Raw genomic sequence first — 13,238 nt, forward strand, 5'->3', positions numbered from 1 at the left:
ATGAAGAGAAGAACCCGGCTGGAGGCGGGATATCCTGCATACCGGGTTCGTGGAACTGAGGGACCTCCCGGCTTTCGCCGTAAGGTCCTCTCAAAAATGCAGCACACACTAAATTACTTTTTCATGTTGTTCAGTTCATCAAGCAGAGGCTGAACGAGAGACTTTTTGCTGTCAACCCATTTTTTCCAGTTGGTCTCCAAATCGCCGTCCTGCAAAATCAGGTTCGTATATTCCTTTTCGTATTCGAAAGCAGCCTGGCTCTTAGCTTTGGAGTCGTACAATTGGAAGTCCCAATCATAGGTAGCCATTTTGCCGCCTTCTTTGCTGAGCTTCGCTTTGTCTTGATAATGCTTGATGGCTGTATCGCGGAACTCTTTCTTGATCGCCGGGTTAATGACACTGAAGTCATCGCCCAACAGGTACAAACCTTCGAAACGATTCGGGTATTTGGTATCCATCGTCGTTCCTTCTGGCAGCAAGTTTACAAGCTCTTTGTTATCGCCATACTTCCAGTCCTTACCTTCAAAGCCCATGTTCAGCAGCAATTGTCCTTCTTTACTTGTCGAATAATCGAGCAAATCCATAATGCGTTCAAATTTCTCTTTGCTGATATTCGGGGAGAACACGAGCGCAGACCAGAAGTTCACTTGCTCCAGGTTGCGGTATTTGCCGTCATCGCCAACCACGATCGCCGTTTGCACAACATCGCTGCTGTTCAGATTCAGGTTCTTTTTCATGTTGTTATCCATGTCTTGTCTGTAAGAAGCCAAGCCCCCGAGACTGGTGATCGCAGCTACACCTTTGACACGGAAATTGTCGCTGCCTTCGTTGTTTTTCCAAGTATAGAACTCTGGGTTAAGCAAGCCATCTTTATACGCCTTTTGCATCAGCTTCAGACCGGTGAGCGTTTCAGGATCGGCAGGACCCCAGTGGTATTTGCCGTCTGCCCCTTTATAGAAGGCCGACTCAACTCGGGAGTGCTCACTGTTCGCCATGATAATGTTCGTCAAGGCGTCGGCAGCGTTATAAGAAATTGGTACAAGTTTGGATCCAACTTTGCCCGGATCTTTTTCTTTAACCAGTTTGGCATACTGCATCAGCTCGCTGGTCGTATATTGATCTTTAACCGGGAAGCCAACCGCTTTAGCCCAGTCTTTACGAAGCGCAATAACACCAATTTGGTTCAAAAGCGGATCAGCTGGTTTGTTCTCGTAATACACCGGTCTTGGCAAAACATAAGTGCCGCCGGTTTTTTCCTCAAGCTTCTCACCAAGTCCGGTCAGCTTATAGGCCGCCGCAACATTTGGCCAACGTTCCTTCCAGTCATCCGGCAATTTATACAAAAGTCCTTGATCGATATAGTTCAAAGCGTCTGCGTTGTTGTACTGCCAAGTCGCCACATCGGGAAGGTCACCGGAGTTGATCCAAAGGCGAAGTTTTTCATCCCAGGAATCCCATTCCACATAGTTGTAATCCCAATCGATGTTGAATTTGTCCATCCAGAACTTATGGAACTCATTGTTCATGTCCCCATTTTTCAATTGCAGGGTACTCGCCACGGAGATTTTCAGCTTATCCTTGTAACCTCCGTTGTCGTCCTTCGCATTGCCGCCCTTGTTAGCTGCTTCCTGCTTGGAGCAAGCGCTCACCGTCAGCATGGTTAGACACATCAAGATGGCCAAGACAGATTTTACCGACAGCTTTTTGTTCGTTCTCATGTTTTACCCCCATGTTTTTAAGATTTTTTGATAAAAAATCTATTGTGCATCAGGACTTGATAGCCCCTGTTAACACCCCTTTAGCAAAATGCTTTTGCAGCATCGGGAAGAAGCACATGATTGGCACCATCGTGACGAAAACGGCAGCCATTTTCATCCCCATGGAGAACCCTTGCTTGCTTAGCGCATCGACACTGGATGCATTGGACACGTTCGTGGACGATTCGACGATGATGGCCCTCAGCACGTTTTGCAGCGGTAATTGTTCCGCTTTGCGCAGGAAGATCATCGCGTCATACCAACCGTTCCAAATGCCAACGCCATAGAACAACGTAATCGTGGCCATAATCGGTGCGGCGAGCGGAAGAACGACAGATAACAGGATTCTCCATTCACCGGCCCCATCCAATCGGGCCGATTCCATCAGCGATTCCGGCAGACCCTGGAAGTAATTCATCATTAAAATCATATTGAAGGCACTGAATGATCCAGCGAAAATGACGGACCAGAGCGTCCCGGTTAAATGCATGGATTTCATAATCAAATAGAGCGGAACAATCCCGCCGTTAAAAATCATGGTGAACAGGACAAGGAAGAAAAAGAATTTCTTGCCTGGAAATTTGTTCTTACTTAACGCGTAAGCCATTGTGCTTGTCAGGAATAAGCTTAGCGGAAGTCCTGCAAGTAGAAGCTTCCCGGTATTAAGGTAACCCGTCAGGATCGTTCCGTTATCGAACAGCGCCTTATAAGAATCAAGAGTCGGATGCTTCGGGAACATCATAAACGGATTGTCCGCGTATTCCTTCTGCGAAGCAAAGGAGATCATGATGACGTTCCAGAACGGAATAATGACCATTAGAGCCATGACCAGCAGGAATACAAATATAAAGTAATCGAGAGCTGTCATTTTTCCGACCCGGTATTTGGATCTTTTAGCAGCAACGTTGCTCATCGTTTTTTCTCATCTCCTTTCTTATCGCACCAGACCGTCTCCGCCCATCATCTTGGACACTCTGTCAGCTAATACCAGCAGAATCATATTGACGAGGGAACGGAACAGGCTGACCGCCGTCGAGAAAGAGAAGTCGGTCGCGGACTGGAAGGTCACCCGGTAGATGTAGACATCGAGTACCTCCGACACATTTTTGGTCGCTGCATTCGCCAAGTTGAAGATCTGATCAAAGCCCGAGGACATCAGGCCGCCGACCGCCAGAATGAACATGATCATGATGGTTGGCATTATGTTCGGCAGTGTAATTTTGAACATTTGCTGCATACGCGAAGCTCCATCAATCTGTGCCGACTCGTACTGATCCTGATCAATACCGGATATAGCCGCCAGATAAATGATGGCGCCCCAGCCGGTCGATTTCCATATGTCCGTTAGAATCAGCATCGGCAGGAACATTTTCTCCGAGCCAAGGAAGTTGATTGTCGGCAGACCCAGAAGCGACAGCCCGCTGTTCACAAGTCCGTCATAGGATAGTACATTGATCACGACCCCGGATACGATAATCCAGGACAAAAACTGCGGGAACGTAAATACAGTTTGAAACAGCTTCTTCGAGCGTTTCATCCGCAGTTCATTGAGAAGCAGCGCTAGCAGAATGGGGAACGGAAACTGGATAACAAGCTTGATAATATTCAGATAAAGCGTTCTCCAGACGGCATTCGTAAATGAGGGGTCGCGGAATACATACGTAAAATTTTCCAAACCGACCCAGGGGCTTCCCCAAATCCCCATATTGGCCTTGTAATGCTTAAATGCAAGCGACAGACCGCCCATTGGCAAATAGGCGAACAGGATCAGCCAGATCAGGCCGGGGATGAGCAGTGTATACGTCATCCGGTTCTTCCAGATTTCCGTCAGCAGGCTCCCGGTTTTGAAACGTCCCTTTGTATTTGCGTTGGGCTCTAAGGCTGCGGGTTTCAAATGGCATCTCCTCACTATTCTTAGTTCTCTTAGTTCTTATCGTTAAACAGAAAGTCAAACGTTGTCTTTAAATGCTCTTCCCAAAAACGCCAGTCGTGGGTTCCGGGCCCTTCCACGTATTTGAACGTAAACGGAGTTCCTTCCATGTATCCGGCAAACTCGCGATTCATATCCACGAAAGGATCTTCGGAACCGCAACAGCAGAGCACGTCCGGCAGCTTGCCGCCCTCCTGAATTCGTTTCTTGGAAAGCTCATACAGATCTTGATCCGGCTTCACCTGAAGCTCCGGTCCAAATACCGCCTGCATTTCACTAACCATGCCAGGTATCATGTCCGGATCCGCAAGTCGCTTACGAATATCGGTAACTCCGGAAAGGGATGCGGCTTTGGAGTATCGCTCCGGGTAAGTTAAAGCGCATTTTAGTGCGCCATAGCCTCCCATGGACAAACCGGCTACGAACGTTTTCTCCGGGTCGGTACTTATATGCAGCAGGCGTTCACAAAACTCAGGCAACTCCTGGGTGATGTAATAAAAGTAATCCAAACCATACGCCATATCCGTATAGTAGCTGCGATTCGCTTCCGGCATAATGACGGTACAGCTGTACTCCGCCGCATACCGTTCCACCGTGGTAAGCCGCTGCCAAGTGCTGGCATTATCTCCCGCGCCGTGCAGCAAATAAAGCGTGCTCATGGCTCGTTTTCCGATATCGTCGGGCAAAACCACGTGGATGTTGGTCGACATCCGCAACGTAGGCGATCCGGTATCTATCGTAATATGCGCCATTTGTAACCCCTTTCATTGGTCAGCCCGATGGCTCTCTTCTTTTTTCCGCCAGATGTCCGTAAGTCTTGCTTTAAAATAATCAACGTTTGTCGAACTGCTGACGTACTCATATGTCTTGGTTGATAATATATTCACCTCGATTTTCTCAGGGAGGAGTGTTCGGCATCGGGACTATATGATTATCGTTTTGAACACCCTTGGGAATTGAAAGCGATTTTTTCGAATCGTTTCGATTACATCATAAGTCCGATATTCAAACCTGTCAACTATCTTTTTTCAAAATATTAATCTTCGCAAACAAAATAAATTTTCCGCAAAAACCCTATTACACTGGGAAAATTCAGCATTATTTATATTATTGGAAAGCGATTTCAGCAATATATTGACAAATATGCGTCATCTATAATAATCTCTACGTTAAGAGATAAAAATCAAAACGTTTCAATAAATTTCATAGAGTTTTGATAACTTTCAAATAAACAGGAGTAGCCCTGAAGAGAGAAGGTTTAATTATGACTTTTTCTTTAACCGAATTCGTTGAACGAATTGCAAGCCTGAGTCTTAATGTTCTTTCCGTTCGTGTACTCCAGCAAGGCCGTTTAATCGGCGAGTGGGATGCCGACCAAGACGTCCGCAGACAGCAGCACTCGATCAGCAAGTCCTTTACCTGTATGGCAGCCATACTTGCGATTACCGAAGGAAAACTCCATCTCGGTACGAAGCTTGAGGATTTGTTTCCGGAGTATGCAGGACTGGCTCCCAAATCACCCTTACCGCCGGAAAAGCTTACCCTTTTTGATCTGCTCCGGATGTCATCCGGTCATGATTCACCACCATTGTGGGCCGAGGAGCGGTCTTCTTTGCAGGAAAAGGACTGGGTGAAATACTATATGTCCCTGCCGCTGGACAGGTTTCCGGGTGATACCTTTACGTACAGCAGTGGAGATACGTTCATCGTTTCCGCGATGATACAGGCGGCCGTGGGTCAAACGGTGCGGGATTATTTAGCCCCACGGCTGTTTGAGCCGCTAGGCATCGGGGATGTCCAGTGGGACGCCTCGCCGCTCGGAATAACATTAGGCTGTGCAGGACTCTGGATCAGCAACGAGGAACTGAGCCGGTTCGGCCAACTATTGCTGCAGAAGGGCAACTGGCAGGGAACGCAGCTCATCCCCGCAGAGTGGATCGAACTTGTCACCCGGAAGCACATTGATACAACGGGTGGCGGGGACTGGAGCGAGGGATACGGCTGCCAATTCTGGATGTGCTCCCATGAAGCCTATCGAGCCGACGGGGCCCATGGGCAGTTCTGTGTAATTCTCCCGAAGAAGGAATCCGTTATCGCCATAAACAGTGAGGAGGACAATCTGCAGGCCATTTTGGATGCCGTTTGGGCGGACATCTATCCTCAGCTGTAAAATGACAGAACCATCCGTGGCCAATAAGACAGTCCGGATGGTTCTTTTGTTGCAATTAGCAATTTTTATGGAGCTTTACATCAGCAACGATCGGATAATGGTCCGAAGGAAGCTTACCCTTTCGGTGATCAGCAATAACCCCGTAATTTAACACATGCACTCCACTCGTCACAAAAATAAAATCGATGGCGCTGTCAAACTCAATGCCGTGCTGCTCCCGGGAAGGAGCATAAGGAGGAAACGTACGCGCAGCCACCTCGGCGCTATCGAAGCCTTGGAACGTAAACTCAGGCCCAAAATGCTTGTAGTCGCAGGCGATGCTTGCATCGAGAAGAAGCGGCTGATGCTCGCCCTCCTCTTGTCTTATCAGTATCCGGTAAGGCTCGGAATCGCTTGTCATATTGAAATCCCCGGTCAGCAGTGCATTTTCTTCCTTCGCAATCTCCCGAATCCGTCGCTTGATCAGATGAGCGCTTTGCTCTACCGCCACCACGCCGATATGATCGAAATGCGTGTTGAAGTGGGTGAACACTTCTCCGGTGTATGTATCCTTAAACCGTCCCCATGTCACAATTCTGGCACAGCCGGCGTCCCAGCCGAGTTTACCCGGCTTTTCAGGCTCTTCAGATAGCCAGAACTGACCGTGTTCCAGTAGCGTTAGTCTCTTTTTCAAGTAAAAAATACAGCAAAACTCGCCTGCCTTATCTCCGTCATCCCTTGCGGTTCCTATCCAGCCGTATTCCGGCAGACGCTGCTGCAAATCATCCAGTTGATTGAACAGCACCTCCTGCATCCCAACCAAATCGGCCCGGTGGAAGCGGATGACGCCTGCTACCATATCCCTGCGGCTGCTCCATATATTTTCGCCTTCACGGTCATAGTCGTTCTTAATGTTGTAGGACATGCAGCGAAGTTCAAATTCCGGCTTCGGCTCTAACTTGCTCATCTGCAGCACTCCGTTTCAGTTTAGTTTAATTGCACAGCTATTCTATCATAAATTGGCGGAAATGCTAGGCAGAAAGGGTAGATGGATGGTGCGAATGGTGTGGGATGATGCGGGTTTCTGGGCGATTTCTCGAATGGCAGGCATGATTTGCTGAAGTAAAAATTGCGGCTTGGCAGCTCGCTCCCTTTTTAAGAAGATACTGAGTATTATGCAAAACGTATTAAATTGTGGCTTGATCAGCACTAGACTAATCTTCAAATGTACCGTTAATGTACCGTTAATGTACCGCCAGAGTACTGCTAATGTACACCATTCTGCCGTCCCTAGATACACTCAATGGAATAAATGTATTTAGTACACTTAAATTCAATTTATATCCTTTTACTAGGAATTTAGTTGTAAAAAGTACAGTTAAAGGGAACGTATTAACCTATGTTTAGAAAATTACCCCATTTTAGATGCAGGTTTTGCAGTTAAATTTGAAAAATCGGCGACTTATCCGAAAATAGCTGCACTTTTTACACTTACTTCGCCCCGGGTCTTTAGAATTTACACTCGCAACAGGTGGATATTTCGAAATCGAATGTTTCTTCCCCAGACTAGACGTCTCAATAAAAAACGCGAGCTACAAAGGAAGTTTCCCCCCACTGCACTCGCGCTCTCCTATTCCTTTGTTTAAGCAAACTTAAGCTCATATATCGCACCTAAAGTGCAAGTCCACCTGCACAAGCCCCGCTCTGCCTTACGATGTAAGCTTATCGATCAGACTGCGCAGCGCCGCTCCCCGGTGACTGACTGCCTGCTTCTCCTCTAAGCTTAGCTCCGCAAACGTCTTCTCGTACGCCGGCAAATAAAACAGTGGGTCGTACCCAAATCCGCCGCCTCCGGCCGGGTCGGAGGTGATCCTGCCCTCTGCCTCGCCGGTTGCCTCCACAAACTCCCCGCTGGCCGGATCATACAGCGCCAGATGGCACACGAACCGAGCCGTACTGAGCAGCGGCTGCTCCGTGTCTTCGCCGAGCTGCAGCTGCTCAAGTTCAGCCAGCAGCTTCCGGTTGTTGTCCTCGTCGGAGGCTGCCTCGCCAGCATAACGGGCGGAGTAAACTCCGGGCGCTCCATCCAGCTTGTCTACGCACAACCCCGAATCGTCGGCCAACACGGGATGGCCGAGCGCATCGCCGGTCGTTTTAGCTTTTTTACGCGCATTCGCAGCAAAGGTATCTCCATCCTCCACGATTTCAGGCAAGCCATCATAATCGGACAGACTTTTCACCTGTTTGTTCAACGGGGCCAGAGCATGCGCAAATTCGCGTACCTTCCCTGGGTTCCGGGTTGCAATCACAATAACAGATGATTCCATCTTGTTCACAGCGTCTCCTCCGACTGTTTGCTGCCAATCAGTAGAGCTACCGGCCCTAATGCTTCACGCTGCTGCTCAATCATTTCCCGAATGCCTTTCTCGGCAAGGGCCAGCATACGGTCCAAATCCTCCCGAGAGAACGGATTCTCCTCACCAGTCCCTTGTATTTCAACAAATTGGCCGCGGCCGGTCATAACGACATTCATATCGACCATCGCTTTGGAATCCTCTTCGTAATTCAAATCAAGGAGCGTATCCTGACCAACGATACCTACGCTGACGGACGCCAAGTAATCGGTTATCGGAAATACAGGGAGAGAATGCTTCTGAGCGATTTTGTGCATCGCAAGAGCCATCGCAACAAACGCCCCCGTAATCGATGTTGTCCGTGTGCCTCCATCGGCTTGAAGCACGTCGCAGTCGATCGTAACAGATCGTTCGCCAAGGGCGTGCAAATCCACTACAGATCGAAGCGAACGACCGATCAGACGCTGAATCTCCATCGTCCGGCCGCTGAGTTTGCCTCTTGCCGATTCGCGCTGGTTGCGAGTTTGCGTAGCTCGCGGAAGCATGGAATATTCCGCGGTCACCCAGCCTTTCCCCTGACCTTTCATGAACATCGGAACTTTCTCTTCCACAGTCGCCGTACACATTACTTTCGTATCGCCGACTTCAATATACACAGAGCCTTCCGCATATTTATTAATGTTTACCGTCAAATTCATCGGCCGCCGCTCATTGGCTTCACGTCCGTTAATTCTCATGTTTCATTGCCTCCTACGTTTTCATGCTGTCAGTATGCTTTCCCTATTCTACCAAAGTGTGGGCATAAAAGCATCATTCCATTCGTGCTTCGAATAGCCTAAGCATGCTAAGGATAGCTGCGGACGAACAAGTCATTAAGCCAGGGCGGTATTCATTTCGACTATAAGCGAAGGCAAATTAAAGCGGGATCTCATTGATCGTGTCAGGCCGCATGACCGGTTCGCTGTATTTTTTGTTATCCATGCCAACTACGTCTTTTTGTCCGTTCACCCAGATCCGAACCTTGCTTTTGTCTGCGTTACCTGTCACCGTGAGTACAAGCGATTGCATCATTTGCGCCGGCAGCTTCTCGCCGGCCTCAAACATATCGTCCTCCAGTGCAATTGTGACGACGCCGTCCTTGGATAATTCAACGCTGTCCAGCTTAGTATTGTCCGTAACGACCCGCTCGAGGCCCTCATTTTGCTCCGGTCCCTCCATCAGCTCATTCAAGGCGGATTTGACGGGATCCTCACCGGCAGGTGCAAAACGTGTAACCGGAACAAAATACTGCACCCCGCTAGGTGTAGACGCCGAGAAATAAACAATCACCGGAGTCGTTTGCGACAAATTCGTGCCTTCGCGAAGCTCGAGGTTAATGCCGAAACTGCGGCTGAGCGGCCGGTCAAGCGGCGTACCGTTTACCGGCATTTCGTTTAGCTTTTCCCCGTCGACCCATAGCTGAACCTTTTCCACCTCGGCAGATCCTGTCAGCGTCCAGGTTAAGGCTTCCAGTATTTTTCTTTCATCCTCTGCAGAGTAATCTTTAAACGATTTACCAAACTCTACAATCGCAAGCTTCTCGTCCTTCTTGATGGTCACGGCCTTTATTTCGCTGCCCCTAGGCAGTACGCCGGTAAACCCTGCTGGAAGAAGCCCGGTATAGGGACCATCCTTGACCAATGTCTCCAGCATTCGGTTTAATTTTGTTGCGGCATCACCGATCGGCAAATGAATTGCAACAGGGGCAAGCAAACCATGCTCGTTCTGTAAATAAACGGTGGATAGCGTCTTCTCGGTGGAGATGCTTGTCTGCTTTACGTGATCCTGCCCATCAAATCCTTGCAGCATTTGCGTCTCAATATCCGCCGGAGGCGGGTCAACCGGTGCGGAAGAACCTGTCCCAAACATATTGCAGCCCGACAACAGCAGCGGCAGCGCTAACGCCCCGACCGCAGCGGTGTTTTGTATCCGTCGGTTCCATCTCATCTCTTATGAATCCCTCCCTAACATTTTTCTAAAGTTTGTATTACTATATATACGAGCCCTTTTTGCGAAAAATACTATTATTTTTCAAAGGAAGTGGACAAACTGCTTCATATCTATGCCGACATGATAAAATAGCGAGGGGTAGGATGTATGGGGATGGAACAACCGAAGACAAAAGCACCTTACAGTTTAAACAGTAAAAAAGTAGCCGATGCTACGAAAGATTGGCTACATAAACGCGGTGTCACCACCGAGCAAATCGCCGAGCTTGTTTTGTTTTTACAGCAAAAATATTATCCTAATCTGACGATGGAAGAGTGTATACATAATGTGGAGCAGGTGCTTTGCAAAAGAGAGGTGCAAAATGCCGTATTAACCGGCATCCAGCTCGACATTCTTGCAGAGCAAGGGTTACTCATCCCCGAGCTGCAGGGCATGATTGCCAATGACGAAGGATTGTATGGGGTCGACGAAATATTGGCCTTTTCGATCGTTAACGTATATGGAAGTATCGGCTTTACGAATTACGGATACATCGATAAATTAAAGCCAGGGATTCTCGAACAGTTGAACGATAAGAGCCTGGGGCCATGCAATACGTTCCTGGACGATATCGTAGGGGCGGTCGCCGCTTCTGCAAGCAGCCGGATCGCACACCGCAAGCAAGCGGAACGGGAGAGAGAACGGGGCGAGGAGACGCTTGACGCCGAGCGTTAAAAACTGAGTTCAAGCAGATTTTAACTGGCAAATAGTTAGTTCGATTTAAAAGCGCGGGAGAAGGGATTTTCACCCTATCACTCGCGCTTTTGCTGTTCATTCAAAAATTACAACTTGTCCGTCCAGGTTCTGCTTAGCTCGTCCTTGCCGGACCAGTTCAAGCAAATGGGCCAACGTCTCCGCCATAGCGAACCTCATCTGATGAATGCCCAGGTCCGTTCCAAATAAAGCGGCACAAACGTCGAAGCCAGTCCGAGGCCGCTCCCGCAGCAGGCTCTCGATCCGCAGCAGACGCTCCTCATGATGCTGCAGCAACAAACGCACTCGTTCTCCAAAATAGGTAAAGGCGTTGCGGTGCCCCGGAAATGCGAGATCCACCTCATATTTTTCCAGCTTACCTAACGCCTCGATAAAGCTCTTTAACGGCTGCGGATCGCTATCCGGCAAATAGCTGATATTCGGTGAGATTTGCGGGAGCACCGCATCTCCGCACAGCATCCAGCGGCGGACGGGATCATAAAACGACAGATGCCCCGGGGCATGTCCACCGCTTTCAATCGCCTGCCAGCTTCGCCCTCCCAGCAACAGCTGATCTCCATCGTTCACATAGGTTACCTGGGGCGCCGGTGAAACCTGAGGGAAGAAGCTGTTCATATGGGGCGGAAGCTGGTCCGTCCATACACTAGGCATTCCGTGCAGCCGAAACAGATCGGGCAGCGCCTCGTTCATGATGCTACGGGGTCCCCACATTAAATTCGCTTCCTCGAAGGCGCGCCGAGACATGAATACCTTCGCACCGGTCAATGATTGCAAAAATCCAGCAAGGCCATAATGGTCAGGATGGTGATGGGTGACAATGATGCTAGAAATGTCCTTAGGCCCTATACCCAGCACATGCCAAGCCTTCCGCCACTCTTCCTCCGTATCCGCCGTCCGGGGACCGGGATCAACCACAGTGATCCCTTCCTCGCCCCTCAGCACATAGCTATTCACCCACTTGAGCGGAGGAGCCATGGATATCGGAACAGATGCAATTCCTTCAGTAGTCCATCGATCCAAGTTCAGCTCGGTCATGGGCGCAGTCCCACCATAATCATGCGAGGTGATGTATCCGGATCATAGCTTTCTTCATCGTAAGCTCCGTGCACCTTCTCAAGAACCAGACCAGCCCTCTCCAGCATAACGGCAAAGTCATCCTTGGAATAGAGCTTGATCCGCTCCATGTAACGTCGCGGCTGATTTGTAGTACCATCCAAATCGCTATCTGCTTTTGAAATATCAATCGTCTTTTTCACATAACCATTCTCGATGCAGCGATGCTCGGAAATAAGCTGTCCCTCATCCACCCTTTCTGAATGGGGGACTAGATGAGCTGCCGTGTACGCTGGGTTCAGAAAATCGATGATAAACCGTCCCCCCGGCTTCAGCATTCTTGCGATTTCCTGGAGCACCTGAATATGCTCCTCATCGGTTTCAAAATAGCCAAATGAGGTAAACAAATTGACGACCGCATCAAACCCGCCCGCGAGCGGCAGCTTGCGCATATCCGCCTTGTACCACTTTACGTGACCGGCGGTGTCATTCCCCTTTGCTTCACGTAGCAGCACATCCGATAAATCAACTCCGGTAACGGTATAGCCCGCCTCAACTAGAGCCATGGAATGTCGCCCCATTCCGCAGCATAAATCCAAAACTTTCGCGCCTTTAGGCAAACCGAGCCAAGCAATCATTTTCTGAACTTCATGCTTGGCCCCCTGAAAATCACGATGTTTGTACACCAGCAAGTAATCCTCTCCGAAACTAAGCTCATACCATTCCGACATCGTTCTTTTCCTCCTATAGCAACCCGATGAAATTTACGGTTTATATAATCTATTTTTTTCTAATTGTACCCTCTCGTTCCGGTAAACTCAAAACTTAAATCCCATTTGTGCTTCCTTGAACATAGCCGAAACCGCCAGGAATGGCAGCGGAAAAACCGCCTGACGGCGTCCTTTGAATTACTCTTCCCTAGCTTCCTCTATTTACTGTTGCGGCATAAATTCACACCACTAAATGCATTTAGTACAACTATTTTCGGGCAAATTGCGGATTTCTGGATTTTAACTGCAAAACCTACAATTAAAATGGGCCAAACCGGGCCAAATGGGCGATTCCCCCCGTTTTACGGCCGGGCCCCCGAATATTGGACACTTTAGGATCAAACCTAAGTTAGACGCAGTTATACGGCAATTTTAAATGCGTTTACTTCGTTTCTCTCCAACTTTGCTGCAAACTCGGCAGGGGAGTAGCCATATAAACTCATGTGAATTCGGCGGTTATTGTAGAAGTCCATGAATCGGTCA

12 protein-coding genes are annotated in these 13,238 nt (G+C 48.9%); 2 read left to right on the plus strand and 10 right to left on the minus strand.

The window, feature by feature from the left end; genetic code table 11:
• Positions 1 to 113: 113 nt before the first annotated feature.
• Genes ACFQ3W_RS20815 through ACFQ3W_RS20830 form a run of 4 tightly spaced genes read right to left on the minus strand, consistent with a single transcriptional unit; the run spans position 114 to position 4,439 of the window.
• A complete protein-coding gene (locus tag ACFQ3W_RS20815) occupies positions 114 to 1,718 on the minus strand; it encodes an ABC transporter substrate-binding protein (RefSeq protein ID WP_379321157.1) in 1,605 nt (534 codons plus the stop codon).
• Positions 1,719 to 1,767: 49 nt separating this feature from the next.
• On the minus strand, positions 1,768 to 2,670 hold the full coding sequence (locus ACFQ3W_RS20820; protein ID WP_379321158.1) for a carbohydrate ABC transporter permease: 903 nt from the start codon (positions 2,668 to 2,670) through the stop codon (positions 1,768 to 1,770).
• 21 nt (positions 2,671 to 2,691) lie between these two features.
• Entirely contained in the window at positions 2,692 to 3,651 is a 960-nt protein-coding gene (locus ACFQ3W_RS20825) for an ABC transporter permease (protein WP_379321159.1), read from the minus strand.
• A 29-nt stretch (positions 3,652 to 3,680) separates the two neighbouring features.
• Positions 3,681 to 4,439: an alpha/beta hydrolase gene (locus ACFQ3W_RS20830; RefSeq protein ID WP_379321160.1), complete on the minus strand. Its 759-nt coding sequence runs from the start codon at positions 4,437 to 4,439 to the stop codon at positions 3,681 to 3,683.
• A gap of 512 nt (positions 4,440 to 4,951) precedes the next feature.
• Between ACFQ3W_RS20830 and ACFQ3W_RS20835 the strand changes: the two genes are divergently transcribed.
• A complete protein-coding gene (locus ACFQ3W_RS20835) occupies positions 4,952 to 5,857 on the plus strand; it encodes a serine hydrolase domain-containing protein (RefSeq protein WP_379321161.1) in 906 nt (301 codons plus the stop codon).
• Between the two features lie 55 nt (positions 5,858 to 5,912).
• Here ACFQ3W_RS20835 and ACFQ3W_RS20840 read toward each other — a convergent pair whose 3' ends face one another.
• The 4 genes from ACFQ3W_RS20840 to ACFQ3W_RS20855 all read right to left on the minus strand — a co-directional run bounded on the left by ACFQ3W_RS20840 (position 5,913) and on the right by ACFQ3W_RS20855 (position 10,176).
• Complete coding sequence (locus ACFQ3W_RS20840; RefSeq protein ID WP_379321162.1) at positions 5,913 to 6,803, minus strand: endonuclease/exonuclease/phosphatase family protein; 891 nt, start codon at positions 6,801 to 6,803, stop codon at positions 5,913 to 5,915.
• A 742-nt stretch (positions 6,804 to 7,545) separates the two neighbouring features.
• On the minus strand, positions 7,546 to 8,163 hold the full coding sequence (locus ACFQ3W_RS20845) for an XTP/dITP diphosphatase (RefSeq protein ID WP_379321172.1): 618 nt from the start codon (positions 8,161 to 8,163) through the stop codon (positions 7,546 to 7,548).
• A 5-nt stretch (positions 8,164 to 8,168) separates the two neighbouring features.
• Entirely contained in the window at positions 8,169 to 8,927 is a 759-nt protein-coding gene (rph, locus tag ACFQ3W_RS20850) for a ribonuclease PH (RefSeq protein ID WP_379321163.1), read from the minus strand.
• A gap of 178 nt (positions 8,928 to 9,105) precedes the next feature.
• On the minus strand, positions 9,106 to 10,176 hold the full coding sequence (locus tag ACFQ3W_RS20855; protein WP_379321164.1) for a GerMN domain-containing protein: 1,071 nt from the start codon (positions 10,174 to 10,176) through the stop codon (positions 9,106 to 9,108).
• Between the two features lie 150 nt (positions 10,177 to 10,326).
• Here ACFQ3W_RS20855 and ACFQ3W_RS20860 point away from each other — a divergent pair, with 150 nt between their 5' ends.
• Positions 10,327 to 10,893 carry a phosphatidylglycerophosphatase A family protein gene (locus ACFQ3W_RS20860; RefSeq protein ID WP_379321165.1) on the plus strand — a complete coding sequence of 189 codons (567 nt, stop codon included), beginning with the start codon at positions 10,327 to 10,329 and terminating at the stop codon, positions 10,891 to 10,893.
• 96 nt (positions 10,894 to 10,989) lie between these two features.
• Here ACFQ3W_RS20860 and ACFQ3W_RS20865 read toward each other — a convergent pair whose 3' ends face one another.
• Both ACFQ3W_RS20865 and ACFQ3W_RS20870 read right to left on the minus strand, forming a co-directional pair.
• Entirely contained in the window at positions 10,990 to 11,967 is a 978-nt protein-coding gene (locus ACFQ3W_RS20865) for an MBL fold metallo-hydrolase (RefSeq protein ID WP_379321166.1), read from the minus strand.
• A complete protein-coding gene (locus tag ACFQ3W_RS20870; RefSeq protein ID WP_379321167.1) occupies positions 11,964 to 12,716 on the minus strand; it encodes a class I SAM-dependent methyltransferase in 753 nt (250 codons plus the stop codon). Before ACFQ3W_RS20870 ends, ACFQ3W_RS20865 begins: the two co-directional genes overlap by 4 nt.
• Between the last annotated feature and the right edge of the window lie 522 nt (positions 12,717 to 13,238).

The organism is Paenibacillus puldeungensis (assembly GCF_042678945.1).
Classification (GTDB): domain Bacteria; phylum Bacillota; class Bacilli; order Paenibacillales; family Paenibacillaceae; genus Fontibacillus; species Fontibacillus puldeungensis.

Excerpts from the sequence above, each read along its gene's own strand:
- rph (WP_379321163.1), bottom strand. The coding sequence starts at position 8,927 with ATGAGAATTAACGGACGTGAAGCCAATGAGCGGCGGCCGATGAATTTG.
- ACFQ3W_RS20845 (WP_379321172.1), bottom strand. The coding sequence starts at position 8,163 with ATGGAATCATCTGTTATTGTGATTGCAACCCGGAACCCAGGGAAGGTA.
- ACFQ3W_RS20820 (WP_379321158.1), bottom strand. The coding sequence starts at position 2,670 with ATGAGCAACGTTGCTGCTAAAAGATCCAAATACCGGGTCGGAAAAATG.
- ACFQ3W_RS20855 (WP_379321164.1), bottom strand. The coding sequence starts at position 10,176 with ATGAGATGGAACCGACGGATACAAAACACCGCTGCGGTCGGGGCGTTA.
- ACFQ3W_RS20815 (WP_379321157.1), bottom strand. The coding sequence starts at position 1,718 with ATGAGAACGAACAAAAAGCTGTCGGTAAAATCTGTCTTGGCCATCTTG.
- ACFQ3W_RS20840 (WP_379321162.1), bottom strand. The coding sequence starts at position 6,803 with ATGAGCAAGTTAGAGCCGAAGCCGGAATTTGAACTTCGCTGCATGTCC.
- ACFQ3W_RS20870 (WP_379321167.1), bottom strand. The coding sequence starts at position 12,716 with ATGTCGGAATGGTATGAGCTTAGTTTCGGAGAGGATTACTTGCTGGTG.
- ACFQ3W_RS20830 (WP_379321160.1), bottom strand. The coding sequence starts at position 4,439 with ATGGCGCATATTACGATAGATACCGGATCGCCTACGTTGCGGATGTCG.
- ACFQ3W_RS20860 (WP_379321165.1), top strand. The coding sequence starts at position 10,327 with ATGGGGATGGAACAACCGAAGACAAAAGCACCTTACAGTTTAAACAGT.
- ACFQ3W_RS20835 (WP_379321161.1), top strand. The coding sequence starts at position 4,952 with ATGACTTTTTCTTTAACCGAATTCGTTGAACGAATTGCAAGCCTGAGT.
- ACFQ3W_RS20865 (WP_379321166.1), bottom strand. The coding sequence starts at position 11,967 with ATGACCGAGCTGAACTTGGATCGATGGACTACTGAAGGAATTGCATCT.